The following is a 26,004-nucleotide window of genomic DNA, read 5'->3' on the forward strand; positions in this document are numbered from 1 at the left end:
GGGTGATGAGCACTTTCCGGGTTCGTTTCGCTGTGCCGCAGAGGGCGGACCCCTGCCTCAGTGACTCGAGTGGTAACCCCGTGAGCGAGGGTCAGTCCAGACGGAAGACCGAGGCGAAGTCATCGAGGGCGGACGGGTCCCCGTCGACGCGGACGACCCCCTCCGCGACAGCCTCCTCTGGCGTGAGGTCTCCGTCGATCAGGCGCTTGATCTGAGGCGTGGCGTGCAGCACCGAGGCCGGCGTTGCTGCCCCACCGACGGTGACGTCGAGGTCGGCGCCCCGGATCGTGACCGTGAGCACGATGTCGCCCATGACGAGCCCTAGCTCTCGATCCATCCCGGCGGCGCGCTCTGGCCGGAAGGTCGTGCGTAGCGCCATGGCGAGCGACTCGGCTGTGACGACCTCGCCGTCGCGTGGACCTCCCATGCGCGAGCTACCCCAACGGCCGAGCTCCACCAGGGTCGGCTCGAGCGCCAGTCCGTCATCGGTCAGGGTGTAGGCCGTCCCGCGCCGCGGTGTGTGCACCGGAACGCGGGTGATCAGGCCGGCCGTCTCCAACTCTTTCAAGCGGTTGGTGAGAACACTGGTAGGGATGCCGACCAGGGACGCCTCGAGGTCGGCGAACCTGTGTGGGCCGGAGAGCAGGTCCCGGACGATGAGTAGTCCCCATCGCTCGCCCAGCAACTCCAGGGCACGAGAGAGTCCGCAGTACTGTCCGTAACCCCTGGCCGCCATGCATTGAGCCTACCAAAAGACTTTGCTTGACAAACAAGACTTCGCAAAGCAAAGTGTAAATCGTCAGACCGAACCCCCGGTCTCATGACGACGAGACGAAGGACCTCATCATGCGAAAGATCACTGCCCACCTGTTCGCGTCCGTAGACGGCGTCGTTGACGACCCGTCCGTGTTCCAGTTCGACTCCTTCGGCGAGCGCGAGGGCGAGCTGATGGGTCGGGCCTTGTCCGGGGTCACGGGGGCGGTGCTCGGCCGCGTCATCTACGAGCAGTGGGCCGACTAGGGTGTGTCTCCCATATGGTCGGCGGGACTCGCGGGATGCTGAACGGATGAGATCGACGGGCTCGCGGTTTCGGGTGTTCACGGATGCGCAGTGGGAGCGGATCGAGCCGTTGCTGCCCTCGTGAGTATTCGAGCCTGACGGGACCACTGGATATTGCCTCTGGGAGCCATCGATATTGACGTTGGGGGCCGCCGGTGGCGCTGGTGGGGGCCGGGGCCGTCCACCAGCGCCGGGCTGGTCACTTCGTGGCGGTGTGTTCTCTCATGTTGTGGGTGCCGGTGTCGATCCAGATGGTGTTGTGGACGATGCGGTCCATGATGGCGTCGGCGTGGACTCCTCCGCCGAGGCGCTGGTGCCAGTCCTTCTTCGCGTATTGGGTGCAGAAGACGGTGGAGGTGGTGTCGTAGCGGCGCTCGAGGAGCTCCAGGAGCATGCTGCGCATGCTTTCGTCGGGTGGGTCGAGGAGCCATTCATCGATCACGAGCAGGGTGAAGGCCGCGTACTTGCGGAGGAACTTCATCTGCCCCTGTGGCTTGTCCTTGGCGAGATGCCAGGCTTCGGCGAGGTCGGGCATTCGGATGTAGTGGGCCCGGATCCGGTGGAGGCAGGCTTGTTTCGCCAGGGCGCAGCCGAGGTAGGATTTCCCGGAGCCGGTGAAGCCTTGGAACACGACGTTGTGGGAGCGTTCGATGAACGAACAGGTCGCCAGCTGCGAGATCACGCCCCTGTCCAGACCGCGTTCCTCGACGAGGTCGATCCTGCGCAGGTCCGCTGTGGGATAGCGCAGCCCAGCGCGGCGGATGAGGCCGTCGACTTTGGAGTGGGTGAAGGCTGAGTGTGCCTCGTCCACGATGATCCGGATCCGTTCCTCGAACCCGAGACCGAGCACCAAGGCCTCGTCCTGGGTCTGGATGGCCTCCAGCAGCGGGGTGGCGCCCATCTCGCGGAGTTTGCGTTTGGTCTCGACGTCCAAGCTGCTCATCGGCTGCTCCGCTCTGCGTAGTAGTCGGCGCCGCGGACGTAGCCACCGGCATCAACGGGCTCTGGGATGGGCTGCTTGTCTTGCCCGGTGTCCAGGATCGGTCTGAGGTGGACGTAGCGAGGCGACCTGACCCCTGCGGCCAGAGCCAGCTGGCAGGCGTCCTCCACCCGGTCGGCGGAGAACCGACGCGACAGCCGCAACACCGCCAACGCCGGGTCCAGGCCCTGCTCATCAATCGCCACGGATTCGAAGATCCGGTCGATGACCGTCTGCGCTGCCGGCCCGACCCTGGCCGCCCATTCCCGGACCCGGGCGGCGTCCCAGGGCTGATACTTCTCACCGGTGGGAAGGTCGGCCTCGGCTGTGCGCCAGCCCCCGGCGGATCCCTCCGGCAGCAGCAGGTGGCTGCTCAACCGCTGAGACCCGGCGAAGACTTCCAAGACCCGGTCAGTGATCCGCAGGTCGACCTTAGATCCAATGTGGAGATAAGGCACCGAGTAGTGGTTCTTCTCCCAGACCACGTGCCCGCTGCGTCCGACGCGGCGCCCATAGGCCCAGCGGCTGATCTCGTAGGCGACCTGGGGCAACGGTCGCAGCAGCGGCTGCTCCTCAATCGTGAACACACTCGCCCGTGAGCCGGGACGCTTCTGGAACGGCTCAGCGTTGTAAGCCTCGACCCGGCCCTCGATCGCGGCGGCCAGTTCGGGCAGCGACGTGAACACCTCGTCCCTGAGGGCAGCGATCACCCAGGTCGCAACATGAGCCACGGTGTTCTCGACCGAGGCCTTGTCCTTGGGTTTCCTCACGCGTCCGGGCAGCACCGCCGCCGAGTAGTGCGCAGCCATCTCCCGATACGAGTCGTTCAACACGACCTCACCCTCCCGGGGATGCTTCACCACCCCGGTCTTCAAGTTGTCCGGCACGATCCTGGGCACCGACCCGCTGAAGGCGGTGAACATGGCCACGTGTGCCCGCAGCCACGTGTCCTGCTTCATGTCCAGCGCGGGATAGACGAACGCGAACCGGCTGAACGGCAAACACGCCACGAACAGATAGACCTTCGAAACCTCCCCGGTGGCCGGGTTCGTCAGTTCCATCGTCGGCCCGGACCAGTCGACCTCGACGCTCTGCCCGGCCTTGTGACCCACCCTCGAAGCCGCACCGGTGACCAGGACGTGGCGCTGGTAGGTCTTGCAGAACCGGTCATAGCCCATCGCCGGCACCCGCTCCGCGGCGCACGAGTCGGCGTATTCGCCGTGGAGCAGTTTCAGCGTGACCCCGACCCTGGCCATCTCCCTGTGGACCTGGTCCCAGTCCGGGGAAGCGAACACCGTGTCGTGCTCACCCCGCCCCGGGAACAACAGGCGATAGACCTCGTCGTTGCTGCGCTGGGAGACGTCGTCCCACGACACCCCCGCGGTGTCGGCGGCCTCGAACACCGCCATCACGGACTTGCGCGACATCTGCTGCGACGCGGCAATCGCCCGCCCCGACAAGCCCTCGGCGCGAAGCCGCAACACCAGCTTCGCCCTGATCTTTCGTACCATCGAAGAATCTCCTTCCGCCGCGTGCCCTATACACACGGCGGAAGGAGCCTAGAATCCAGCGGCCCCCAACCACACCACTGCCGGCCCCCAACGAGACGATCACCACCGCCAGCCAGTGGCCCCCAAACACACGATCAACGGCCCCCAGCGACCGCTGATATTCACTCGAACTCCGGCCGTCGCGGTCACCCGTTTGGTGATAACCGGCGGGTCGTGGAGGGCATCGCGTATCGGTTCCGTACCGGGATTCCGTGGCGTGATCTTCCCCGCGAGCAGTTCGGTCCGTGGCAGACGGTATGGAAGCGGCACCGCCGATATGCCGGTGATGGCACGTGGGATCGAGTGTTGACGCAGATCCTTGCCGGGGCCGATGCCGCCGGGAAGATCGACTGGGCCGTATCGATCGATGCGACGATCGCGCGTGCCCATCAGCACGCGACGAACACCACACGCCCTGAGCAAGACACAGGGGGCGGGATCGAATCACAAGAACCTGCCCTGGCATGAGGTTGAACCGGCTGGTCACGGTATCGGCCGCTCCCGCGGCGGGTTGACCACGAAGATCCATCAGGCCGTCGACGGGCATGGCCGCCCGCTCGCGATGATCATCACCGGCGGGCAGCGCAACGACGGCGCGATGCTGACCGAGGTGCTCGCCCAGATCCACGTTCCCCGACTCGGCCGTGGCCGGCCACGCACACGCCCGGATGCTGTGCTTGCGGACCGCGCTTATGCGACCGGCGTGATTCGCGGCGAGCTGCGACGACGGGCCATCAAGGCGGTGATCCCCGACAAGCGCGACCAGGCCGCCGCCCGCAAACGTCGCGGCAGCCGAGGAGGCCGCCCGCCCGCGCACGATGCCGAGGCATACAAGGGAAGGAACGTCGTCGAACGGTTCTTCGCCCTCGCCAAGCAATGGCGCGGCATCGCCACCCGCTACGACAAACTCGCGATCACCTACCGCGCCGGCATCACCCTCTGCGCCATCCTCACCTGGCTACGCGTATGACGATCGGTCACGCAACAGTAAGGACGCGGTGCGGGATCCATCCCTCACGGCCACCAGAGTTCCGACACCAGGACCAGCCGCTCTCGGCATCGTCCTCAATGACATCGACGCTCTCGCCCGCGACAGCCGGCAGCTCAGTCGTGTCGTATGCGACGCGACAGGTGCCGACGGAGCCGTCGATATCGAGGTGACGCCCGGGCACCCATCCCGTCCCCCGTGATGCTGTCACGAATATGAAAGCGGGCCACTCCGTGTCCCAATCTCCGACCTGAACAACATCCCCGGGCTTGATCGCCAACGGTGCGCGGTCTGGGATTTCATGATCAGCAGTCAACACGTATCGCACAACGTCGATTCTCCCATCAGCACAGGGCCCTCACCGCCTATGGGAGACACACCCTAGTGGCCGAAGCACAACGACGACTTCGGGCTGGTCATCAACCCGTTCGAGAAGTTCGTGCCCTCCACCACCCTGGAGGGGCCACTCGCCTGGGAGAACTCAAAGCTGATCGAGGGAGATCTCCTCGATTTCGTGCGCGAACTGCGGGGGCAGGACGGCGGCGACGTCATCGTCTGCGGCATCTCGGTGATCGCCCAGCTGCTGGACGCCGATCTTCTGGACGCTCTGACCTTGACGGTGCACCCGGTGTTCGTGGGCAAGGGTCGCCGCATCTTCGATGCGCTGGAGGCTCCCTTGCGCCTCGAACTTCTGGAAAGCGAGAGCACTTCCCTCGGCAACGCCTTCCTGACCTATCGTCGCCGACAGGGCTGAATGGGATAGCCGGTGCTCAGGACGGGCGACGAGCCCGATTTCAGGCGTCTTCCTGACGGTCGGATCACGGTGTCTGAGCCGTCCGGTGCCGGAATCCCAGAGGTTCGGCTGTGGCGCCAGCTGAGCCGGCGGGCTGAAGGACCTCCCCAAGTAAGCTGTCGGGCGATTGCGCGACCCACTCCGTGGTCTCCCTGACCACCGCAGGTCGCCCTCCTCGCTCCCCCTTTCCGGCAAGTCACAACCGAACCATGCCTTCGGTCTGGATGGCGACCATTCCGAGGCTGGTTGCCGGGTGCGGGGAGCCTGGCAGGTCGCGGCATTCTTCGCAAGAGGCGGTTTTGGCTGTGAGTTGTGTCACGCTTCCCGGAGGCTGCGCTTGGGACCAGCCCCTCAAGGAGCCGTCAGTAGATCCTGCGCGCTTCCAGTAGGTGCCTAGGGTCAGGGGGCGCAGTTCAAAGTCTGTCGAGGAAACGTTCTCTAGGTCGAGCCTGAATTCGACCCGCAGCCGCAGGTTGTGAGGCTCCAGGGGTCGGTTGGCCGGACCAGGCCTATGGGATCACTGACGGTCGGTGTAGTCGTGACGTTCCACGTGGAACCCATCGAGAAACCTGCATGTCGATAAAACTGTAGGCCGACATACCTTTTTACCAATGTGCGGTTCCGGTGAGGTGATCCGGCGTGTGGAGCGTCAGGGCGCGCGTGTGACGGCCCGAACTTAGCGCCCGGGTCCGAGACGCGGGTGGGTGTATCACTGAGCGCGGGCAGACCTTAGGCTCCCTATCCCTGGTGCTCCTGGTCCGGGCCAGCGTCAGATGGTTAAGGAAGACGTGTTGGCGGCCTCCCTGATGGGCAGGCCGGCTACAAGCAGGCCGACCTCCGCCACTGCTTGGCCGCGCCCCCGGGCACCCACCTTCTCCAGCGTGCTCATCGCTCTGTCTCGCTCACGGACTCAACGCAGGCACTGCACGAAAGTAGATGCTGCCGCGCTTCCACCAGCGACCAGGAGACGGCGATACCCACTGGTGACGGCCGCAGCGAGACTGCTGTCGCCGGAGAATTGCGGTTGTGGATGGCGAACACATCGTTAGCCTCATGGCGTACTTGAGGGATTGGCGCTACCGCTTCGTGTCGCGTGCGCGTTGTTCGGTAGAGTTTCAGACGACCACGAGGAGGGTTCAATGGCGTTGTTCTTTCGGAAGCGGAAGCCTCGTATCGACGAGGAGGAGCCGTGGAAGGACCACAGCAGCGTTTCACGTGAAACGCTAGGTCAGCCCAGGCGTGCGGCGTCGGAGTCCAGCGTTGAGGACGAGTACGGCGATGAGATCATCGAGCCGAGCACCCTCAACCGCGTGCAACTCCCCCGACCCAAGCAACCACGCATCATCGTGGTGGCCAACCAGAAGGGCGGCGTGGGCAAGACCACCACGACGGTGAACATCGCCACCGCGCTGGCCCTCGGCGGACTGAATGTCCTGGTCGTCGACAACGACCCTCAGGGCAATGCATCGACCGCACTGGGCGTCGATCACTCCCCCGGTACGAAGGGCACCTACGAGGTGCTCATGGACCGCGTCGGGATCATCGAATATGCTCAGCCCTCGCCGCACTCTCCGAACCTCCACGTGCTCCCGGCGGCGATCGACCTTTCCGCGGCCGAGCTGGAGTTGGTCAACGAGCGCGGTCGCGAGCACCGGATGCGCGACGCCATCATCACCTATATCGAGGAGTCCGGCGTCGACTACGTCTTCTTCGATTGCCCGCCCTCGTTGGGCCTGCTCACGTTGAACGCCCTCGTTGCGGCGACCGAGATCCTCGTGCCGATCCAAGCCGAGTACTACGCCCTAGAGGGCGTCACGCAGCTGATGCGGACGATCAACCGTGTGAAGGGCAACTTGAACGACGACCTGGAGTTGAGCACCATCCTGCTCACCATGTTCGACTCACGAACGAACCTCTCCCGTGAGGTCGCCGACGAGGTGCGGAAGCACTTCAGTGAGCAGACACTGAACAACGAGATCCCGCGATCGGTGAAGATCGCGGAAGCGCCAAGCTTTGGACTGCCGGTGATCACGTATCAACCCAAGTCAATCGGCGCCCTTGCGTACCAGGCCGCCGCCGAAGAGATCGCCAACCGTGGAGCGGAGGACTGAGCGTGGCAACCAAGCAGAGTGGACTCGGACGAGGTCTAGGCGACCTTTTCGCGCGGACGGACGAGGATGAGAGCCAGCCACTGAAGGACGGCTCGACCTTCGCCGAGATCCGGGTGGAGCAGATCGTTCCGAACCCGCATCAGCCGCGAACCGTCTTTGATGAGGACGATCTCGAGGAGTTGTCGGCCTCCATTGCGGAGTTCGGCGTGCTCCAGCCCGTCGTGGTGCGGAAGGCCGGTCGGAACAAGTTTGAGCTGATCATGGGGGAACGCAGGCTGCGCGCCTCCAAGATGGCCGGAAGGGCATCCATTCCGGCCATCGTGCGCGGTACGGAGGACAGCGCCCTGCTCCGCGATGCGCTGCTGGAGAACCTGCACCGTGCGAACCTCAACCCCATTGAGGAGGCACAGGCCTACAGCCAGCTGCTGTCGGACTTCGAGTGCACCAAGGAGGAACTCTCCTCGAAGCTCCATCGCTCGCGCCCACAGGTGTCCAACACCCTGCGGCTGCTGAACCTTTCGCCGAGGGTACAGGCGAAGGTGGCGGCGGGCGTGCTGAGCGCCGGCCATGCGCGGGCGCTGCTCGGGCTCGAGTCTGCCGAAGCGCAGGAACACCTGGCGGATCGCATTGTCGCCGAGGGCCTTTCCGTGCGCTCGACCGAGGAGATCGTGGCGCTGGGCAGGGGAGGAGGGGAACGGAAGAGCTCTGTGCAGCGGGGGCCACGGCTCCCGAGTGACCGCGAGCGCGAGATCTCTTCGCAGTTGAGTGACCACTTCGACACCCGCGTGAAGGTCAACATCGGTCGGAACAAGGGCAAGATCACCATCGAGTTCGCCTCCGGCGACGATCTGGACCGCATCATGGCGATTCTGGATGGCAAAACCATCTAACGACTTACCCACATAACAATACACCGATATATCGACAAATAGATTTGATGTGGAACGAGGGACTGTGACCGAGGAAGTACGTAGTCAGGAGCCGATCGTCGACCGTGAGGACATTCCTGGCGTCCGCTCCGCGTTGCTGAGGTACCGAGTGATGGCCTATGTGGTGGGCATCCTGCTGGTCGTGCTGATCTGCGTGGGACTCCCGCTCAAGTACATCTGGAGTGTGGACAAGGTCGTCGTCTGGACCGGTATCCCGCACGGCTGGCTGTACATGATCCTCCTGATCACGGCCTACGACCTCGGACGCCGAGTCGGATGGTCGATCAAGTGGTTCATCGCGATCATGCTGGCGGGCACGGTCCCGTTCCTGTCCTTCGTGGCGGAGCACTTCGCGACGAAGAACGTCCGGGCAACGCTGGCTCGCTCGGAGGCTGTCGCCGAGCAGGCCTGACCTCGTCGGGAGCAGGAAGGCGTCGTCGTCGCTGGGCCCTCGCCAGCGCCCCTCGCCCGGAGCCCCTGTCGTGGCTCGCGTCGACGTGCCGCCCTCGCCTCGCCTGCTCCTTGGGGGCGTAGCGCCTCGGCCGGTGGGCTCGTTGTTCCTTCGCGCCGACAACAGGGCCACTCGGCGCGGACCGTAGCGCCGGTCACCGAGGAGTTGTGCTGGTTGTCTGCGGTCGTGGCCAGGACCTTTCGACGACGCCTCGCGCGACTTCGTCGGCGGAGGCTGCTCAAGGAACGGGTGGGGACCTCTCGCACGGCTCCGTGGACTGCTCCAGGAACGCCCAACGAGAGGTGCGTCTCCGGATCAGCCGGTCGACGACACCTGGTCGACCGGAGACGACGGCGTGTCTCCCGAGGGGTCATTCGACGGGTCGGTCTCGTTTTCGCGGGCGACCCGCACCTGCTTCTTCGCCTCGTCCTTGGCGAAGCCACGGGCCGCGTAGATCCCGAAGGCGATCGCGCCAGCCGCGAAGACCCACCACTGGAGGGCGTAGCCGCGGTGCGTGGCCGACCCCTCAGCTTCCGGCAGTTCCAGCGGCGCCTGTCCGAGGCCCTGCGCCGCCGAGTCGCCCTCGGCGAGCGTGACGTAGCCGGCGATCAGCGGGGAGGGCCAGGTCTGGGCCAGCTCCTGCACCCGCAGGGTCGCGTAGTCGGCGATGTCGGTCGACGAGCCGTCGTAGGGCTTGTCGGGGGCCAGGAAGATGCCCTCGACGTCCTGGGGCCCCTCCGGTGCGGCGGGAACCTCTTCGCCCTTGGGGACGGTGCCCCGCACGACGGTGACATGTCGACCGTCGTCGAGGCGGAAGGCGGTCGCCACGCGGTAGGGGGAGGCGTCGCCGACCAGTGCCTGATGATCCCGCTCGTATTCGCCCCTGAAGGTCACCCGGTGCCCGTAGACATCGGCGACCGTCCCATCGGCGGCGACGCTCTCGGCCAGGGCGACCGGCGGCTCCGCGGCCCGCTCGGCCGACACGTCGCGCGTCGACTCCTCGTATGAGCTCATCTGCCAGAGCCCGAGCCACATCATCGCGACGGCGACCACGACGCCCGCCGCGATGGCGAGGGTCTGCTTGGTGCGCAGCGACATGGTCATGAGGCCGCGAGGTCGACGAGAGCGGCGAAGACCTCGCCCAGCTCCCGGCCCGAGGCCTCGATCGCCAGGGGAGCGAGCGACGTCTCGGTCATGCCGGGTGCGACGTTGCCCTCGAAGAAGACGGGTACGCCGTCGCGCACGATCATGTCGACCCGCGAGATGTGCCGCAGCCCGAGCGCCTCGTGCACCGCGACGGCGAGCGCACCGGCTGCCGCGAGCACGTCGTCGTCCAGTTGGGCGGGGGCGACGAAGCGGGTGGTGCCTGCCGTGTAGCGCGACTCGTAGTCGTAGACGCCGGACTCAGGACGGATCTCCACCGCGGGAAGCGCGACGGGACCGTCGCCCTCGTCCAGCACGGTGACGGCGATCTCGGTCCCTTCCAGGTACGACTCGATGACGGCGACCGGCCCGTAGGCGTAGGCGGCGACGAGGGCGCTCGGCAGCTCGGAGGCCGACGAGACCTTCGTCACGCCGAGGGCCGACCCGCTGCGCGACGGCTTCACCATCAGGGGGTAGCCGAGCTGGGAGCCGATCGACTCCATCAGGGCCGGCGCGCCAAGCTCGCGGAAGATGTCGTGGGGCAGCGCGATCTGGCGCGGGGCGTTCAGGCCGACGGCGCGCACGACCGACGTGGCGATCGACTTGTCGAAGGTCAGCCGAGACGAGGCTCCGTTGGCGCCCACGAAGGGGACGCCGAGCACCTCGAGCACCTCGCGCAGCGCGCCGTCCTCGCCGAGGCCTCCGTGCAGCATGGGGACGGCGACGGCGTCGGGGGTGTCACGCAACAACTGGACGAGGTCTCCGTTGACGTCGGTCTCGATCACGTCGCGACCGACGTCGCGCAGGGCCTGGGCCACACGTCGACCCGAGCGCAGCGACACGTCACGTTCGTGGCTCAGCCCTCCGGCGATCACGATGACGGTCATAACCAATCCACTCCTTGTCGGCTCAGCTGAGGTTCGGGCCGGGCCCGGGGGCGCGGCGAAGATGGGTCGGGGAGACGTGCACGCCGAATATGCTCATCACCTCGAGCTCGTTGCGGATCACGTCTGCGAAGCGTTGCACGCCGAGCCGGATGCGATCCGCTGTGGGGAAACAGTACGACAGCCGCACATTGCGTGCCCCACCGCCGTCGGCGTAGAAGGCCGCCCCCGGCACGAAGGCGACCCGGGCGTCGACCCCGCGGGGGAGCATGGCCTGCGAGTCGATGCCCTCGGGGAGCGTGACCCAGACGAAGAATCCGCCCGCGGGCTTCGTCCAGGTGGCCCCGTCAGGCATGTGTTCGGCGAGCTCCTCGAGCATCGCGTCGCGTCGCTCGCGGTACATGTCCTTGAAGACGGTGATCTGGTGCTTCCAGTCGTGGTTTGACAAGTAGTTGGAGACCGCGAACTGGCTGAACACGGGCGGGCACAGCGTGGCCGACTCCTGCGCGAGGACGAGCTTCTCGCGGACAGCGTGGGGTGCGAGCACCCAGCCGACGCGAAAGCCGGGGGCGAAGGTCTTGGAGAACGATCCTAGGTAGATCACGTTCTGGTCGAGCGAGCGCATCGCGGGCACCGGGTCGGCGTCGAGCGACAGGAGGCCGTAGGGGTTGTCCTCGACGAGGAGGATCTGCTCGGCCTCGCACACCTCCAGCACCTGGCGACGGCGCTCGAGCGGCTGCGTGACGCCGGAGGGGTTGCTGTAGTTGGGGATCGTGTAGAGGAACTTGATCCGCTTGCCCTCGGCCTTTAGCCGTCGGGAGGTCTCGCGAAGGGCTTCCGGGTCGAGCCCGTCGTCGTCTCCGGCGACGTGGACGACCTCGGCCTGGTAGCTGAGGAAGGTGCCGAGCGCGCCGACGTACGACGGCGACTCCGCGAGAATGACGTCGCCAGGGTCGCAGAAGATGCGGGTGACGAGATCGAGGCCCTGCTGGGATCCAGCGGTGATGACGATGTCGTCCGGGTGCGCCTGGATGCCCTCGAGCGCCATGACGTCGAGGATCTGCTCGCGCAGCTGCAGCTCGCCCTGGCCGGAGCCGTACTGCATGACCTGGGTGCCGTTCTCAGCGACCATCTGCCCCATGGACGAGGCGATGGACTCGAGGGGAAGGTCTTTGATGTTGGGCATGCCGCCTGCCAGGGACACGATCTCCGGTCGGTTGGCGACGGCGAACAGGGCTCGGACTGCGGAGACCCGCATGCCCTTGGTGCGCTCTGCGTAGCTGTCGACGAACCGGTCGAACCGGGTGTCGTGTCGTTGGTCACTCACGTGCGTTGCCTTGTCTGGGACGGCCTGCCTGGTGCCGCCACCTTACTCCCGCGGCTCAGGGCGTGACGGCCTGCTCAAAGTCGGTGAGGAGACCGCGGATCTCCTCCTCTTCCTGCTCGGAGAGCGCGGCCACCATGAGGCCGGTGCCCCGGACGATGGTTCCGCAGGCGAGGGTGTCGGTGTCGATGGCCTTGCCGCACAGGACCTGAGGATCGGGGCTGGCTGACGCCGTCGGGCTTGCGCTCGGCGACCCCGTCGGAGTGGGGGTCGGCCTGGCGCTCGCCTCGACGCCCGCGTCGCTCATGAAGGTCTCGAGGTCGGACTGGGGCCACACCATCATGAAGAGCAGCGAGGCGGTGCCGTCGGAGTAGTTGGCACTGACCTGGCGGAGGCTCTCGGCCGATGCGGCAGGGTCGGCGCTGCTGACCTCACCGCGGACGTAGTCGCCCACCTGGATCGGCGCCTCCATCTTCAACTCCGGCGACGGAGTGGGGGAGGGGGTCGGCTCAGGGCGCCGGAATCCGCCACCGAGCGCGATGCCGATCACCAGCGCTGCGATGCTGAGGGCGGCGAGCAGGGCGAGGCCGCCCCACTTCACCGCGGAGGGGAGGGGAGGTTTCGGCCCGTCGCCCGAGCGGTCCACGGCCTTCCAGTCGGAGGTCGTGGGTTCCTGTCCGGGTTCTTCCGGCGCGGCGCGCCCGGGCCGATCGCTCATCACCGCAGCTCGTCGATCGCCTTCTTGAGGGCGTTCTTGGTCTTGCCGCCGGACAGCGACTTGGCCACGCGTCCGCCCTGGAAGAACTGGAGCGTCGGCAGGGAGAGGATGCCCTGATCGGCGGCGAGGTTCGGGTTCGAGTTGGTGTCGACCTTCACGAACTTGACGTCGCCGTACTCGTTCGACAGCTCCTCGATGATCGGGGAGAGCTGCTTGCACGGGGAGCACCAGTCTGCCCAGTAGTCCACGACGACAAGGCCGCCGGCCATCAGCACCTCGTCGGTGAACGTCTTCTCGGTCGCATCGGTGACTGCCACGGTTGTTTCTCCTTCGTCTGGGTAGTCGAGTTTATCTCCGCCGTCATGACACGGCCAGGAAGCCGACCCCGGTGGGTCGGCGAAAGGGTGAGGATCAGTCCTCGAGGTCCATCAGGTAGCGCTCAGCGTCCAGGGCTGCGGAGCAGCCGGAGCCGGCGGCCGTGACGGCCTGGCGGTAACTGTGGTCGACCAGGTCGCCGCAGGCAAAGACGCCCGGCAGGTTGGTGGCGGTGGTGCGGCCCTCGACCAGGACGTAGCCCTCGGCGTCGGTGTGCACCTGGTCCTTGACCAGCTCGGAGCGGGGTTCGTGGCCGATGGCGATGAACACGCCGTTGACCTCGACGTCGCTGTGCGTCCCGTCGACGGTGTTGCGCAGGGTCAGCGAGCTGACGGAGTTCTCGCCGTTGATCGAGTCGACGGCGGAGTTCCAGGCGAACTCGATCTTCGGATCGCGCTTGGCCCGCTCGGCCATGATCTTGGAGGCGCGCAGCTCGTCGCGCCGGTGCACCACGACGACCTTGGTGCCGAAGCGGCTGAGGAAGGTGGCCTCCTCCATGGCGGAGTCGCCGCCGCCGATGACGGCGATCGGCTTGTCGCGGAAGAAGGCGCCATCGCAGGTGGCGCACCAGGAAACGCCACGACCCGAGAGACGCTCCTCGTCAGCGAGCCCGAGCTTGCGGTAGGCGGAGCCCATGGCGAGGATGACGGCCTTCGCGTGGTACTCGACGTCGTCGGAGTCACGCACGATCTTGACCTCCCCGTCCAGCTGGACGGAGGTGACGTCATCGGAGATGAGGACGGCGCCGAAGCGCTCGGCCTGGGCGCGCATGCTGGCCATCAGTTCAGGGCCGTCGATGCCCTCAGGGAAGCCGGGATAGTTCTCGACCTCAGTGGTGTTCATCAGGGCGCCACCCGACTCGAGCGCGCTCTCAAAGATGACGGGCTTCAGGTTCGCGCGTGCGGCGTAGATGGCGGCGGTGTAGCCGGCCGGGCCGGAGCCGATGATGATGACATCGTGGATCGTGGTCATGGGTTCCTCTCGGTGACTCGCCCCAATAGTAGATCGTGGCGAAAGACGCGCGCACACCCGTCGGAGCGTCGCGCGGGGGCCACCGCTCGGGCGGCGGCGTCGGCCCGCCCGAGGAGTGTGGTCACCGTGTGGCGGATCGGATCGCCGCGACCCCGGCCCACAGCCCCACACCGGCGGTGGCGACGGCCGAGACGAAGCCCCACACGACGTCGAGGGTGAACTCGCCTGCGAACAGCGCGCGCTCGCCCCGCTGCTCGACGGCCTCGAGGACCGCTGAGCGGGAGAAACGAATGGGCCACCGATCGCGTGGATCGGCGGCCCCTCATCGAGCTCGGGTCAGCGCTGCCAGCTGGACCGGTACGAGAAGACCTTGTCGACCTCCTCGACCGGCACCTCCTCGAGGGTGGCGTAGCGCCAGTGCGGGTCGTTGTCCTTGTCGATCAGCAGGGCGCGGACGCCCTCGACGAAGTCGCCCATCGGCAGCACGCCCTCGGCGAGCCGGAGATCCTGGTCGAGTACCTCGCTGAGCTGGAGCTTCTGCGCGCGGATCAGGGCGCGCAGCGTCACGAACACCGCGAAGGGGGAGCGGGCACGCAGGTCGCGCCCGGCCTGGCGGGCGTTCTCGTCGGGGTGCGACTCGAGCGCCTTGACGATCTCGACCGGATCGTCGGAGGCGTAGCACTCTTCGATCCAGGTGTTGGAGCCGTCGAAGAGGGGGGCGGGAAGCGGGCCGTCTGCCGACTCGTCGGCCAGGTTCAGCAGCAGGGCGTCGCCTCCGGTGAAGGTGGCCGACGTCATCGCGATGTGGCGGCCGACGGCGCCAGCGCGCGAGAGCTGGTACATGATGCCGACGTCGGGGAAGAAGCCGATCTTGGTCTCGGGCATGGCCATGACGGTGTCGGAGTAGACGATCCGACGGTCGGCGTGGCCGCCGAGGCCGAGGCCGCCGCCCATGGTGATGCCGCGCATGTAGCTGGTGACGGGCTTGGGGTAGTTGGCGATCATCATGTCGAGCGCGTACTCGGTCTCGAGGAAGTGCAGCCACGGGCCGCCGTCGGCGACGAGTCCTGCGAGCGTCCTGACGTCGGCGCCGGCGCAGAAGCCACGCTCGCCGTTTCCTGCGATCTCCACAGCCGTGACGGTGTCGTCCTTGCTCCACGTGGCGAGCGCCTCGTACATGGCGTTCATCATGGAGTCGTCGAGCGCGTTGATCGCGTTGGGCCGATTCAGGGTGATCCGGGCGATGCCGTCGGTCACATCGGTCACGAGATATTCGGACATGGGCGCCAGCTTAACCGCGCGATGCCGTTGATCCATACCCGGGTGGAACGGCTGAACGATCGTGTGGAGTGAACGGGCCCTGACTGCGCACTCTTGCGCGACCCGCCGCCCGGCGGCGCCGACCGAGCCGACGGGGGCCGGGCGCAAAGCCCGGCCCCCGAGTGGACCTGCGGTGGACGATCAGCGGTTGAACAGCACGATCGAGTTGAACAGCTCCTGCTTCTTCCACGCGTACCCGCCGTCCCCATCCGGGGAAAGGACGGAGGCCTCGACGTAGTTGCGGCACGCCCCACGTCCCGTGCGAGCAGTGTCGCACTCGGTCCGCCAGGTGCGTCCCCCGCTCCTCCAGCTGCCTGCCGTGCCGAGGGGGTTCGAGGCCCACAGCGACCGGTCGGACTTCAGGTAGGTCAGGTTGTTGAACGCCCACCCGCTCACCTGCGCGAAGCCGGCGCTCGTCTGCTTGATCTGCGTGGCCCAGATGTTGGTGTAGCAGCGGGTGGTGCTCGAGTACGGCTCGCACACCGTCAGCCACTCGCGTCCGTTGACCGAGTGGTAGCCAGGGGTCGTGTACACGTCGACCGGGCCCGGTCGGGTGGTCGGCACTGCAGACGGTTCAGACGTGGCGGACGGCTTGGACGACGGCGAGGCCGACGGGGTGGGGGTCGGGGACGGGGAGGGCGCCGCGACCGTCACCTTTGCCGACGCCGTCTTGTCGTTGACGCTCAGCCGAAGCTCGGCCTCACCCCCACGCAGCGCGGTAATGGTCCTCGTGGCCGGGTCGAAGGCGGCGACCGCCGTCGACGGGGCGTCAGCGGCCGACCCGACGAACAGGTTCGTCGACCCCGACCAGGCAAGGCTCGAGGGCCATGCGACGTCGAACGTGCGGTCGCCGTCCTGGGTCACGGCAGCGGTTGCCTGTCCCGAGTCCCCGACGCTGAGGTCGGCCGGAGCGGTGAGCGTGAGCTCATCGACGCGGGTGTTGACCTCGACCCGGAGCCAGTCGGCCGTCGTCGACGACCCGTCCGTCAGACCCGAGGAAGGATCGATCCCGAGCATCGTCCAGCCGGTGAAGCCGCCATTCTGAGGGGTCGAGGCCGGGCCCTTGCCGGAGTTCCCGTTGACGACGTAGGGCACGCCGTCGACCCGGGAGACGTCGAACGCGCCGACGTGGCCGGCGACAAGCGCGATGGACTTGCCCGAGTCGGCCCGGAACTTCTGCAGCCACGAGTCGATCATGTCGGCCTCGTTGCGGTCGGAGAGCTGGCTGCCCTTCGTCGGGAGCGGGTCGTTGGTCGGCATGTGGCTGAGTACGACGACACCCGTGATCGACGGATCGGCCTTCGCCGCGACCAGTTGGTCCTGGAGGAGTTCGATCTGCGAGAAGTCTGAGGCCAGCTTCCCGGTCGCCGAGTTGAGCCTGATGAACCTCGTGTCCTGGACGTCGAAGACGCCGGTCGCGGCACCGAAGGCCGCCTCGAAGTTGGTGATCGCGCCGCCCATGATCTCGTGGTTTCCTGGCACGTAGTAGTAGGGGAAGTCGGCGCCGGCCAGTTCCTCGTCGAGGATCCTCTTCGCGAGTTGGAAGTCCTCGGGTGAGGCCTCGTCGACGAGGTCGCCGTTGATCACCATGACGTCCGGCTCCTTGGCGACGATCTCGCGCAGCGCCTCTCGTGCTCCCAGGACCGCTCCGGACTCCGGGTCACGGGCGACGAACTGCGCGTCCGACATCACGGCGACCCTCAGCGGGGAGTCGTCGGTGGCACCGGTCTCGACGACGAGCGGATCGGTCGCCTTCTCGATGGTCGGCGCGACGATGCCCTCGGGAGGGAGGAACGCCTGGATCTGCGAGAACACGAGCTGGCCCTTGTACTGCTTGACCGCGGTGGTCTCGAGGGCGCGGATCCGTTCGAGCTTGATGGGGAACTCGAAGGTCTCTGGCACCTTGAAGTCGATCCGCTGCCAGCCCTCGTAGTTGGCGTAGACCGAGCCGTCGGCGCCGTCGAGCCAGGAACGCACGTTGTTGGCCTGGAGGACCTGGAGGCGAAGCAGCGAGCCGTTGCCGTCTCCCTTGATCCACACGGAGAGCTTCTGCGGGCGGCCGGGGATCTCGATGCCGGTGCCCGGCGCGACGGCGTACTGGCCGCGGGTGGCGGTCGACTGGGTGAAGTCGTAGGCGATCTTGAGGCCGCCGCTTCCCCCGTAGCCCTCGGTGATGGTCACGGAGCCGCCGGGGGCCCTGTCGTTGGCGGAGTACCAGCCGCCGATGTCGGAGAAGTCGTCGATCACCTTCAGCTCGAGCGGGACGGAGACGGCGACCTCGGTGCGCTTTCCCTCGGCCTCGAACGCGATGGTCGCGGTGCCCTCGCTCGCCGTCGCGACGATGTCGAACGAGCCGTCGGCCAGGGGCTCGACCTCGAAAGCGCCGGGGTTGGGGTTGTTGACGGTGAGGTCCGCGGGGTCGATCGGTGCCGTGTACCCGTCGGCATCCGCCCCGGTGATCCTGATCTTTGCGGTGCTGCCCTTCGCCTCGAGGTTGAGGACGGTTGCGCTGGCCGTTATCCGGTCGAGGTCGCCGAGGACGAGGACGTCGAGGCCGCCGTCGGAGCCCTGGGCGGTGATGGTCGAAGTGCCTCGGGCGACGCCGGTGACGACGCCGTCGGCGACAAGGGCGACCCCAGGCCGGCTGGTCTCCCACGTGGTGGGCGTTGCCTTCACCGATGAGAGGGTCTCGTCGTGGCCCTTTGCGACCATGGTGCGGCGCAGGCCCGGGAACACCCGAGCGGAGTCGTCAGCCGTGTTCGCGGTCGAGACGGTGAAGCCCGTGAGCTTCCCGGATCCGGGCTGCGAGAGGAAGAGGCCCAGCCCGTTGGCGTCGTTGCGCTCGTAGCCGTCGGAGGGCAGGCTCTGGACGGTGGTGGTGGGGTCGCCGGGGAGGCGCGTGTTGAGCTGGGACGAGCCTCCGCCGTCGAGGTTGAGGGCGTCGTCAGCCCCGAGGTCGAGCATCAGTTTGCCGAGTTCGGTCAGCGGCATGCCCACGCTGACCGCCTGTCGGCCGTCGATGACGACGAAGTACGCCGTGTCTCCGTCCTCGTCGAAGCCGACCGCGGTGCGCGGGTTGCGCAAGACGTTGTATTCGGACTGGTTGGTGGTGATCCTGCCGTCGACGAGCAGCGGCATCTCGTCGGTGGGCTGGCCGCCGACCGCGACCCTGAGGTCCTCGGCCTCCTGGTTGAGCGAGTAGGCCACCGTGACGGTGTCGCCGACGGCGACCTTCCGCAGCGCGTCGGAGTTGGCGCCGGGGCGCGCGACGATCGACGTCGAGCCTTCGGGCAGGCGACCGCTTCCGGGCGTGGAACTGACCGACGTGACGACGCCGTCCGCGCCGACGATGACTTCCGAGCCGCGCTCTCCGGGAGCGAGGATCCGGGCGCGGGTGTAGTCGCCCCACGCGGAGGTGTAGAGCGAGATGCCGCCCACGGGGGCGTCGGAGAGGTTGAGGCCAGAGACCCTCAGTTGTCCGGACGGGAGGGTGACGGTCCCGGTCAGGAACACCTGGGCGACACGACCGAGGCCCGCATCGTCGAACCCGATGACGGTGTTGCGGCCGGGGCTGCCGGACTTGAGCAGCCCTTCGGTCTCGGAGATGGCCACCCCGACGGGTGCGTAGGAGTTGTTGATGTCGAAGAAGTCTCCGTTGATGCCGGCCAGCGCGCCCGCCTCGTCTGCGAACTCGGTGACCGTTCCCCGGCCGGCGACGGCATCGGGGCCGAGGTAGCCGGCCTTGACAGTCGAGTCGCTGAGGTTGGCGCGCAGGACGTTGACCTGCATCCAGCCGGCGGAGCTCAGCCGCTCGAACTTCACGTGGTCGAGTCCGGGGGCGAGCACGGTGTGCTGCACGTCGTTGACGATCGCAGACCCGTGCGCATCGAGGACCATGCCGTCGATCTCGGTGGGGTCGTCGTACGCATTGGCAGGCAGGACCGGTCCGACAAGGGCGAGACCAAGCAGGCCTGTGGCCACCAGTCTCCGGGGCGCGTTGATTCGCATGTGTTCCTCACACTGGGAAGTGCCCGCGATTGCGGACGCCGTGAGGCTACGAAGGGAATGTGAACGCTCACCGGCGGCGCGGTGAACCGCCAGTGACGCACCGGTGAGATTGGTTCACCGGGTGGCGGTGAGGCTGTCACGGACGGTTAGGCCCGCCTGCACCGGGTTCCGCTCAGCCGAGCCGGATACCCGGCTTCATCCTCGTCAGGACGGCGCGCGCCGTCTCCTGGTCGATCACCAGGTCGGTGGCCACCCTGGCGCGGAGGGCGCCGAGGATCGGGGCCGTCTTCGCCAGGCCGGTCACGACACAGATCCGGCGCGGCACCCGCTGCAGCTCGACCGGGGTCATGCCGGTGGCCCGACGGTTGAGCTGGATGTCGCGGAAGGTGCCGTCCTCGCGCAGCATCACCGTGCACACGTCGCCGACGACCCCCTGTTCGCGCAGTAGCCGCAGGTCGGTCTCGCCGAGATAGTTCGACGCGTAGACGTGCGACTGGAGCTCGGAGTGGAGGCCTCCGACGCCGAACAGCGCGACGCGGCAGTTGGCCCGCACGCTCAGGATGTGCTGCGTGCTCTGCTCGCGCCACATGGCGTCGCGCGTGGTCGGGTCGTCGAAGAAGGCTGGGAGGGCGAGCAGTTGCTCCTGGCCGTTGAACGCCTCCGCGAAGCGGTGCAGGATGCTGCCGACATAGGGCAGGCCGGTCGTCTGGTGGTTGGCCCCGCCGTTGAGGCCTATCACGGTGACGCCGTTGAGGTCGCGGGGGCGCAGGTGGGCCGCGATGGCGGAGGTCGTCGTGCCCCAGGCCACGCCGAGCACGTCGCCGTCCTGGACCGTCTCGGAGAGCAGGTCGGCGGCGGTGCGGGCCACCTGGTCGAGGCGGAAGACGCTGCTCGCGCCCGGCCGGACCTGGACGATGTGGGCGGTGACGTTGAAGAAGCGGTGGAAGAGGTCGGCGATTCTGCCGAGGGGGCGCTCCGGGTCGACGATGTTGACGCGCACCAGTCCGCGGTCGCGCGCCTCCTTCAGAAGCCGCGAGACCGTCGAGCGCGAAACGTTGAGATGATGTGCGATCGCGTCCATCGTCTCGCCCTGCACGTAGTACATGCGGGCGACGGTCAACAGAGACTCACTGCTCTTGTCGGCCATGGGGGTACCTCCTACCCCCGACATCCTACGGGTGCGCTCGGGAGCAGGCCGTGGCGGCGCCTCAAACGGACACTGCCCCGCGAACCGCGAGGCCGTGCCGTACCGGTCAGTAACCGCGCGACGAGTCGGCGAGGGCATCCTCGCTTGTCAGGGCGGAGGTGAACTCCTCGGTCGTCATCGGCTTGGAGAACATCGGGTAGTCGTAGGTGATCGCGTTGGCGTGCTCCTCAGGCGAGGTCGCCCCGACGGCGTCGGTGAGCGTGATCACCTCGAACCCCTTCTCATAGGCGCTGCGCATCGTCGATTCGACGCAGCAGTTGGTGAGGAAGCCGGCGAGCACGACCGTCTCGATGCCCTTTGAACGCAGCACGAAGTCGAGGTTCGTCGAGCCGAACGCGTCGAGACCACGTTTACCCTCGATCACGATGTCGCCGTCGACGGGGGTGAGCTCCTCGCAGATCTCGGCTCCCCAGCCGCCCCGCACGAACGAGGTCGACGAGACGACGCCGGCAAGGATGCCGTAGGGATGGCTGGTGATCTCGCCGTAGCCGGGGGCGAACGAGATGGGCACGTGCAGGACGCTTCCGCCGGCCTTTCGCACGGCGTCGGCGGCCGCAACGGCGTGATCGACGGTGTCGCTCTGTTCCATGACGCTCTTGACGGCATCATGGAGGGTTCCGCCTGGGGTGGTGAAGTCGTTCTGGAACTCGATCAGGACAAGGGCTGTGTTCTCCGGTTTCATGGTGCTCCTTTGCACGCGGGTGGATGCCGCCAACTCTAGGCTCCGGCATCCTTCCGGTCGAGGCCCGTGAGCGCATCAACAGCGCGTCCGCCGCCCTCGTTGGCGAGCGGGGTGCCAGCGCGCTCACCCATCGCCAGGTCGACGCCCGCGCCGGCCTTCCGATCGGCTCGACGTCCAACTACTTCCGGACGAAGGCCGCGTTGCTCAAAGGCGCCATCGAGGGCGTGATCACCAGGGAGTCGCCCCTGCTCGAGGTCGCCAGGTCGGTCGACACCCGCGATGAGCTACAGGCAGGGCTGCTCGGGTACGTGCGGGCGGTCACCGGCGAGGAGATGCAGGCGGTGAAGGCGGCGCGAATCGCCCTCTTCCTCGAGGGCCGCCACGACCCGGAGCTGCGGGCATGGGTGGCTGAGGCACGTCGCGGCTACGCAGTCGTCCTTTCGGAGGCCCTCGAGCGGCTCGGCGCGAACGCGCCGGATGCCGGCGCGACGGCCTTGATGGCAGTGGTGGAGGGCTCGATAGTGGCCATCACCTGTACCCCGGCAGAGGATCCGTCTCCCGGGATCTCCGTGGTCCCGGACGGCATCTTCCGCCAGTCAGGCGACTGATCCTCCACGGGTCCCGATCTCGCCCTTTGGGCTGATTCCGTCGAGGACCGTTGTGCAACTACGCTTGCAGTTGCCGCTGGCTAGGGGTTGATCTTTCCAGCTACCCACCGGCAAGATGGCATTTCGTCATGACAAGGGCTCAGGGGTTCTGCTGTCAACCCCCGCGCAGTACGCCGGGAGGCCATGGTCGTGACGGCGCATCGCGGCGGCACATCGCGGCCCCGGACAATCTCCCCGGGGAGGCGGCCGACACGGTGCGGCGAGCTACTCGTGAGGCTCGCGATGCTTGTCACTGCCGGATTGGCAGCTCGACTGGGGGCGAGGTCGGCGCAACGGACGTTGACTCGGTAGTGCGGGGCGGTGCCGTCATGGGCCCGCCCCGTCTTCGCGCGCGTGCAAGGAGTCCGTGTTTGTCAAGTCGGTCCGTGCACGAATGTGCACAACGGTTGCACGAAACGTGCAGGGGTACGAATCTGGTTGTAGAGCAAAGGAGCAACCAATGACGACCACTGCCTTGACGCAGGAGCAGCGCGCAGAGTCGCTGCAAGCGATGTCCACCGAAACCTTCGACGTGCTCGTGATCGGAGGTGGCGTCACCGGAGCCGGCATCGCGCTCGACGCGGCCTCCCGCGGACTCAGCACCGCCGTCATCGAGTGCCAGGACTGGGCCTCGGGCACCTCGTCGCGATCCTCGCGCCTCGTCCACGGCGGACTCCGCTACCTGTACAACCTCGACTTCAAGCTCGTCGCCGAGGCGCTGAAGGAGCGCGGTCGACTGCTGACCGTCATCGCCCCCCACCTGGTCGAGGCCCAGCCCTTCCTGTGGCCGCTGAAGACCCCCGTGATCGAGCGCGCCTACTCCGCGGTCGGCGTCGGAATGTACGACGCCCTGGCCGTGATCGGAGCAGGCAAGAAGACGGTCCCGATCCAGAAGCACCACTCCAAGAAGGGCGCCCTCAAGCGCTTCCCCGAGGTGAAGCCTGACGCGCTCTGTGGCGCGATCGAGTTCTACGACGCCCGCGTCGACGACGCCCGCCTCGTGATCACCCTGATCCGCACCGCGCTGAAGTACGGCGCCCAGGCGGCAAGCCGCCTCAAGGTCACCGCGATCCTCAAGGACTCGAAGGGCCACGCGAGCGGCGTTGAGGCGAAAGACCTGGAGACCGGCGAGAAGCTGACCATCAAGGCGAAGCGGATCATCAACGCCACCGGCGTGTGGACCGAGGAGACCCAGGACATGGCCGGCGGCACCGGCGGCCTGAAGGTCCTCGCCTCGAAGGGCATCCACATCGTGATCCCGCGCGAGCGCCTCAAGGCCAAGACCGGCCTGTTCCTGCGCACCGAGAAGTCCGTGCTGTTCATCATCCCGTGGCAGCACTACTGGGTGATCGGCACCACCGACACCGCGTGGCACGAGCAGCTCAAGCACCCCGTCCCGACGTCCGAGGACATCGACTACCTGCTCTCTCACGCCAACGAGGTGCTCGACCCGCCCCTGACCCGCGACGACATCATCGGCACCTACGCCGGCCTGCGGCCCCTGCTGCAGCCGAAGGTGCTCGACGAGTCCAAGTCGACGAAGGTCTCCCGCGAGCACACCGTCTCCGAGGTCATCCCGGGCATGGTCGCGATCGCAGGCGGCAAGCTCACCACCTACCGCGTGATGGCGGAGGACGCGGTCGACTTCGCGCTCGGCAAGAAGCTCGCCGAGGAGAAGCCGTCGGTCACGTTCGACCTCCCCCTCATGGGTGCTGACGGCTTCGAGGCCGCCGCGAACCAGGCCGAGCGTCTCGGCGCGAAGTACGGCTTCGACGCCGACCGCATGCACCACCTGGTGCGCCGCTACGGTTCCGAACTGCCCGAGCTGCTCGCCACCATCGATGACGACCCGACGCTCGGCGAGCCGCTGAAGCACGCTCCGCAGTTCCTGCGTGCCGAGGTGTACCGGGCGTGCACCGTCGAGGGTGCGATGCACCTCGAGGACATCTTCGTCGCCCGCGTCCGGCTCAACTCGGAGGCGCGTGACCGTGGTGGGGCGGAGGTCGACGAGATCGCCGACATCGCCGCTGCCGCGCTGGGCTGGGACGCCGCGCGCACCGAGAAGGAGAAGAAGAACTACCGCGAGCGCATCGCCGCTGAACTTGCGGCAGAGGAGCAGACGAGTGACGCCGCTGCCTCCGCTGCCCGCATGGAAGCTCCTGACATCGTCAGCTGCTGAGCTTGCGGCAGAGGAGCAGACGAGTGACGCCGCTGCCTCCGCTGCCCGCATGGAAGCTCCTGACATCGTCAGCTGAGCTTCGCTCCTGAGATGGACCGCCGCCCTCGTCCGTGGGGCGGCGGTTCCATGTTTGTCGGGATCAGGTGCGCCGCAGATCGTCGACGACCCGCGTCGTCGCGGCCGCAGGGAGCGCCGTCAGGAGGAGCCAGACGGCGACTGGTTGCTCGAGGTAGACGTTCAGGTCACCGAGCAACCCGTAGGCTGCGCGCCCGTCCGAATAACCGATCGCATAGGCAGCCCAGACGAGCGCGGACACGCCTGCGCCGAGCACCCAGAACCGCCAGCCGCGCAACCGGAGAAAGGCATCGCCGAAACGGGTCACCTCTCTACGTCCCGCGACCTGGAAGAACACCATCCACAGCAGGTAGTGCATCGCCTGCATCAAGCCGAACACGACCAGGAACCGCAGCCCGAGGGCAGGGTCGGCGCCTGGCGGCGAGGCGCTGGCAAGCAGGACGGTCGGGTTGCCGAACCTGGTCACGACGGTCGGAGGGGTCGGCCCGATGAGCGGGTCGAGCCAGCCGGACAGGACCGCGGCCGGGATCGCGCTTGCCCACACCAGGTTCGCCCCGACGAAGGCGAGGCGGGCGCCGGGATGCAGCCGTCGCGCCCAGTCCCACAGGAAGATCACCGGAACGACGTTGTGTCCGTGGGTGAGGAAGAGCCAGTACCAGGGCAGCTCCAGCAGTGAGACGGCGGCGAGTGCCACGACCGCGGCGAGCCCCAGGACGCGTCGCCGCGCGTCAAGGCCCTTCCACAGGGCCCAGCCCACGACGGCGCACCCACCGATCAACTCCAGGTAGCGGCCGGGGGTCGGGACGAGGGCGGCGCCGATCCGCACCAGCACCATCGCCGCGACGAGCAGGGCGAGGGTGCCTCCGGTGGAGCCGCCGAGCGCGGGCAGCGAGCGTCCGAGGATGTAGCGCGTCGCGAGGACGACATGCAGGGGTCCGAGCACGACCACCGCGAGGGAGGCCAGCGCGAACGGCTGGGTTACGGCGAGGGCCGTCAGCAGCAGCGCGGACCCGACCAGGAACACGCACGCGGCGACAGGGCCCCGGGCGTCAGGCACCCGGCGGGCGCCGCCGGAAGGCCCACAGGGCGAGCCCGACCAGGATCAGCGCGATCACCACGATGACGATGACGGTCAGGGGTGAGCCGGCATCAAAGGAGCCGGGGACGTCGAGGGGCATGCCGCCATCGTAGATTCCGGCCAGGTCGGCGGTGCGCTCCGCGATACTCTCGTCCGGTGCTGGACTGGCTGGTCGCCTATCTCCTGACGTGCGCGGTGGAGATCCCGCTCGTCGTGGCCCTGGTGCGTCGGCTCGGCTGGGCGCCCGGGAGCGCACGCCCGCTCGCCGAGACGGTGGCGATCGCATGGGCGCTCCAGCTGACGCACCCGCTCCTGTGGCTCGTCGGCACGCCGGACGTGGCCCGGCTCGTCGCCGCGGAGGTCGCGGTCACCGTCGTCGAGGGGACCGCTCTGGCGGCCTGGGCGACCGGACCGTGTGGCGCCGACCGGTCCCGAAAGACGTGGGACCGGGCGATGCTGGTCGCCGTCGTCGCGAACGGATCGTCGCTGGCGCTCGGCCTTCTGCTGCGCCTTCTCCTCGCCTGAGCCTGCC

General features: G+C 67.4%; 26 protein-coding genes. 10 read left to right on the forward strand and 16 right to left on the reverse strand.

From position 1 onward, the window contains the following. Nucleotides 1–91: 91 nt before the first annotated feature. Nucleotides 92–736, reverse strand: coding sequence for a winged helix-turn-helix transcriptional regulator (locus tag BW733_RS07695; protein WP_077349377.1), 645 nt, complete (start codon nucleotides 734–736; stop codon nucleotides 92–94). 110 nt (nucleotides 737–846) lie between these two features. Here BW733_RS07695 and BW733_RS18240 point away from each other — a divergent pair, with 110 nt between their 5' ends. Further along, nucleotides 847–1,020 (forward strand): hypothetical protein, encoded by a 174-nt coding sequence (locus BW733_RS18240; protein WP_161490173.1) that lies wholly within the window; start codon nucleotides 847–849, stop codon nucleotides 1,018–1,020. Nucleotides 1,021–1,258: 238 nt separating this feature from the next. Here BW733_RS18240 and BW733_RS07700 read toward each other — a convergent pair whose 3' ends face one another. Both BW733_RS07700 and istA read right to left on the reverse strand, forming a co-directional pair. Further along, on the reverse strand, nucleotides 1,259–2,002 hold the full coding sequence (locus tag BW733_RS07700; protein WP_077347044.1) for an ATP-binding protein: 744 nt from the start codon (nucleotides 2,000–2,002) through the stop codon (nucleotides 1,259–1,261). Further along, a complete protein-coding gene (gene istA / locus BW733_RS07705) occupies nucleotides 1,999–3,549 on the reverse strand; it encodes an IS21 family transposase (RefSeq protein WP_077349379.1) in 1,551 nt (516 codons plus the stop codon). The genes BW733_RS07700 and istA overlap by 4 nt, the downstream gene beginning before the upstream one ends. A 213-nt stretch (nucleotides 3,550–3,762) precedes the next feature. Between istA and BW733_RS18905 the strand changes: the two genes are divergently transcribed. Together BW733_RS18905 and BW733_RS07710 are read left to right on the forward strand one after the other, a co-directional pair. Next, nucleotides 3,763–4,056, forward strand: coding sequence for a transposase (locus BW733_RS18905; RefSeq protein ID WP_202970307.1), 294 nt, complete (start codon nucleotides 3,763–3,765; stop codon nucleotides 4,054–4,056). A 43-nt stretch (nucleotides 4,057–4,099) separates the two neighbouring features. Continuing rightward, nucleotides 4,100–4,558, forward strand: coding sequence for an IS5 family transposase (locus tag BW733_RS07710; RefSeq protein ID WP_237268339.1), 459 nt, complete (start codon nucleotides 4,100–4,102; stop codon nucleotides 4,556–4,558). Nucleotides 4,559–4,565: 7 nt separating this feature from the next. Here the strand turns inward: BW733_RS07710 and BW733_RS20075 are convergent, their stop codons facing one another. Beyond that, complete coding sequence (locus BW733_RS20075) at nucleotides 4,566–4,904, reverse strand: SH3 domain-containing protein (RefSeq protein WP_077349381.1); 339 nt, start codon at nucleotides 4,902–4,904, stop codon at nucleotides 4,566–4,568. A gap of 111 nt (nucleotides 4,905–5,015) precedes the next feature. Here BW733_RS20075 and BW733_RS07720 point away from each other — a divergent pair, with 111 nt between their 5' ends. The 4 genes from BW733_RS07720 (at nucleotide 5,016) to BW733_RS07735 (ending at nucleotide 8,821) form a co-directional block, all read left to right on the forward strand. Then, entirely contained in the window at nucleotides 5,016–5,330 is a 315-nt protein-coding gene (locus BW733_RS07720; RefSeq protein WP_161490174.1) for a dihydrofolate reductase family protein, read from the forward strand. 1,388 nt (nucleotides 5,331–6,718) lie between these two features. Continuing rightward, nucleotides 6,719–7,480, forward strand: a complete 762-nt coding sequence (locus BW733_RS07725) for a ParA family protein (protein WP_418361332.1) — start codon at nucleotides 6,719–6,721, stop codon at nucleotides 7,478–7,480. Then, entirely contained in the window at nucleotides 7,477–8,370 is an 894-nt protein-coding gene (locus BW733_RS07730; RefSeq protein ID WP_237268385.1) for a ParB/RepB/Spo0J family partition protein, read from the forward strand. The genes BW733_RS07725 and BW733_RS07730 overlap by 4 nt, the downstream gene beginning before the upstream one ends. A 64-nt stretch (nucleotides 8,371–8,434) precedes the next feature. Further along, on the forward strand, nucleotides 8,435–8,821 hold the full coding sequence (locus BW733_RS07735) for a DUF3817 domain-containing protein (protein WP_418361333.1): 387 nt from the start codon (nucleotides 8,435–8,437) through the stop codon (nucleotides 8,819–8,821). A 354-nt stretch (nucleotides 8,822–9,175) separates the two neighbouring features. On the opposite strand, the gene BW733_RS07740 is transcribed toward BW733_RS07735, so the two are convergent. The 10 genes from BW733_RS07740 to BW733_RS07785 all read right to left on the reverse strand — a co-directional run bounded on the left by BW733_RS07740 (nucleotide 9,176) and on the right by BW733_RS07785 (nucleotide 21,493). Further along, entirely contained in the window at nucleotides 9,176–9,958 is a 783-nt protein-coding gene (locus tag BW733_RS07740) for an SURF1 family protein (RefSeq protein WP_161490175.1), read from the reverse strand. A 2-nt stretch (nucleotides 9,959–9,960) separates the two neighbouring features. Further along, on the reverse strand, nucleotides 9,961–10,896 hold the full coding sequence (locus tag BW733_RS07745) for a D-alanine--D-alanine ligase family protein (RefSeq protein ID WP_179947145.1): 936 nt from the start codon (nucleotides 10,894–10,896) through the stop codon (nucleotides 9,961–9,963). 16 nt (nucleotides 10,897–10,912) lie between these two features. Then, on the reverse strand, nucleotides 10,913–12,214 hold the full coding sequence (locus tag BW733_RS07750; protein ID WP_237268340.1) for an aminotransferase-like domain-containing protein: 1,302 nt from the start codon (nucleotides 12,212–12,214) through the stop codon (nucleotides 10,913–10,915). A gap of 55 nt (nucleotides 12,215–12,269) precedes the next feature. Next, complete coding sequence (locus BW733_RS07755; RefSeq protein ID WP_077349392.1) at nucleotides 12,270–12,929, reverse strand: hypothetical protein; 660 nt, start codon at nucleotides 12,927–12,929, stop codon at nucleotides 12,270–12,272. Then, the gene (gene trxA, locus BW733_RS07760) at nucleotides 12,929–13,198 is read right to left on the reverse strand and encodes a thioredoxin (RefSeq protein WP_237268386.1); all 270 of its coding nucleotides are present in this window, start codon (nucleotides 13,196–13,198) and stop codon (nucleotides 12,929–12,931) included. The genes BW733_RS07755 and trxA overlap by 1 nt, the downstream gene beginning before the upstream one ends. A 142-nt stretch (nucleotides 13,199–13,340) precedes the next feature. Continuing rightward, nucleotides 13,341–14,276: a thioredoxin-disulfide reductase gene (trxB, locus tag BW733_RS07765; protein ID WP_077349396.1), complete on the reverse strand. Its 936-nt coding sequence runs from the start codon at nucleotides 14,274–14,276 to the stop codon at nucleotides 13,341–13,343. 336 nt (nucleotides 14,277–14,612) lie between these two features. Further along, entirely contained in the window at nucleotides 14,613–15,557 is a 945-nt protein-coding gene (locus BW733_RS07770; RefSeq protein ID WP_202970309.1) for an enoyl-CoA hydratase/isomerase family protein, read from the reverse strand. Nucleotides 15,558–15,737: 180 nt separating this feature from the next. Next, the gene (locus tag BW733_RS07775; RefSeq protein ID WP_077349400.1) at nucleotides 15,738–19,604 is read right to left on the reverse strand and encodes a phosphodiester glycosidase family protein; all 3,867 of its coding nucleotides are present in this window, start codon (nucleotides 19,602–19,604) and stop codon (nucleotides 15,738–15,740) included. Between the two features lie 172 nt (nucleotides 19,605–19,776). Then, a complete protein-coding gene (locus BW733_RS07780) occupies nucleotides 19,777–20,751 on the reverse strand; it encodes a sugar-binding transcriptional regulator (protein ID WP_077349402.1) in 975 nt (324 codons plus the stop codon). A gap of 106 nt (nucleotides 20,752–20,857) precedes the next feature. Further along, a complete protein-coding gene (locus tag BW733_RS07785) occupies nucleotides 20,858–21,493 on the reverse strand; it encodes a cysteine hydrolase family protein (protein WP_077349404.1) in 636 nt (211 codons plus the stop codon). A 23-nt stretch (nucleotides 21,494–21,516) separates the two neighbouring features. Between BW733_RS07785 and BW733_RS07790 the strand changes: the two genes are divergently transcribed. Together BW733_RS07790 and BW733_RS07795 are read left to right on the forward strand one after the other, a co-directional pair. Next, complete coding sequence (locus BW733_RS07790; RefSeq protein ID WP_077349406.1) at nucleotides 21,517–22,101, forward strand: TetR/AcrR family transcriptional regulator; 585 nt, start codon at nucleotides 21,517–21,519, stop codon at nucleotides 22,099–22,101. A gap of 499 nt (nucleotides 22,102–22,600) precedes the next feature. Beyond that, on the forward strand, nucleotides 22,601–24,319 hold the full coding sequence (locus BW733_RS07795; protein ID WP_077349408.1) for a glycerol-3-phosphate dehydrogenase/oxidase: 1,719 nt from the start codon (nucleotides 22,601–22,603) through the stop codon (nucleotides 24,317–24,319). A gap of 139 nt (nucleotides 24,320–24,458) precedes the next feature. On the opposite strand, the gene BW733_RS07800 is transcribed toward BW733_RS07795, so the two are convergent. Continuing rightward, a complete protein-coding gene (locus BW733_RS07800) occupies nucleotides 24,459–25,451 on the reverse strand; it encodes a hypothetical protein (RefSeq protein ID WP_152024619.1) in 993 nt (330 codons plus the stop codon). Next, on the reverse strand, nucleotides 25,444–25,572 hold the full coding sequence (locus BW733_RS19775) for a hypothetical protein (RefSeq protein WP_257787462.1): 129 nt from the start codon (nucleotides 25,570–25,572) through the stop codon (nucleotides 25,444–25,446). Before BW733_RS19775 ends, BW733_RS07800 begins: the two co-directional genes overlap by 8 nt. 56 nt (nucleotides 25,573–25,628) lie before the next feature. On the opposite strand from BW733_RS19775, the gene BW733_RS07805 reads away from it, so the two are divergent. Further along, nucleotides 25,629–25,997: a hypothetical protein gene (locus tag BW733_RS07805; RefSeq protein ID WP_077349412.1), complete on the forward strand. Its 369-nt coding sequence runs from the start codon at nucleotides 25,629–25,631 to the stop codon at nucleotides 25,995–25,997. Nucleotides 25,998–26,004 lie beyond the last annotated feature (7 nt).

The organism is Tessaracoccus flavescens (genome assembly GCF_001998865.1).
Lineage (GTDB): Bacteria > Actinomycetota > Actinomycetes > Propionibacteriales > Propionibacteriaceae > Arachnia > Arachnia flavescens.

Coding starts and splice junctions, on each gene's coding strand:
- BW733_RS07790 (WP_077349406.1), top strand. CDS start 21,517: ATGCCGCCAACTCTAGGCTCCGGCATCCTTCCGGTCGAGGCCCGTGAG.
- BW733_RS07775 (WP_077349400.1), bottom strand. CDS start 19,604: ATGCGAATCAACGCGCCCCGGAGACTGGTGGCCACAGGCCTGCTTGGT.
- BW733_RS07755 (WP_077349392.1), bottom strand. CDS start 12,929: ATGAGCGATCGGCCCGGGCGCGCCGCGCCGGAAGAACCCGGACAGGAA.
- trxB (WP_077349396.1), bottom strand. CDS start 14,276: ATGACCACGATCCACGATGTCATCATCATCGGCTCCGGCCCGGCCGGC.
- istA (WP_077349379.1), bottom strand. CDS start 3,549: ATGGTACGAAAGATCAGGGCGAAGCTGGTGTTGCGGCTTCGCGCCGAG.
- BW733_RS07740 (WP_161490175.1), bottom strand. CDS start 9,958: ATGTCGCTGCGCACCAAGCAGACCCTCGCCATCGCGGCGGGCGTCGTG.
- BW733_RS07785 (WP_077349404.1), bottom strand. CDS start 21,493: ATGAAACCGGAGAACACAGCCCTTGTCCTGATCGAGTTCCAGAACGAC.
- BW733_RS07780 (WP_077349402.1), bottom strand. CDS start 20,751: ATGGCCGACAAGAGCAGTGAGTCTCTGTTGACCGTCGCCCGCATGTAC.
- BW733_RS19775 (WP_257787462.1), bottom strand. CDS start 25,572: ATGCCCCTCGACGTCCCCGGCTCCTTTGATGCCGGCTCACCCCTGACC.
- BW733_RS07700 (WP_077347044.1), bottom strand. CDS start 2,002: ATGAGCAGCTTGGACGTCGAGACCAAACGCAAACTCCGCGAGATGGGC.
- BW733_RS07770 (WP_202970309.1), bottom strand. CDS start 15,557: ATGTCCGAATATCTCGTGACCGATGTGACCGACGGCATCGCCCGGATC.
- BW733_RS07695 (WP_077349377.1), bottom strand. CDS start 736: ATGGCGGCCAGGGGTTACGGACAGTACTGCGGACTCTCTCGTGCCCTG.
- BW733_RS07795 (WP_077349408.1), top strand. CDS start 22,601: ATGACGACCACTGCCTTGACGCAGGAGCAGCGCGCAGAGTCGCTGCAA.
- trxA (WP_237268386.1), bottom strand. CDS start 13,198: ATGGCCGGCGGCCTTGTCGTCGTGGACTACTGGGCAGACTGGTGCTCC.
- BW733_RS18240 (WP_161490173.1), top strand. CDS start 847: ATGCGAAAGATCACTGCCCACCTGTTCGCGTCCGTAGACGGCGTCGTT.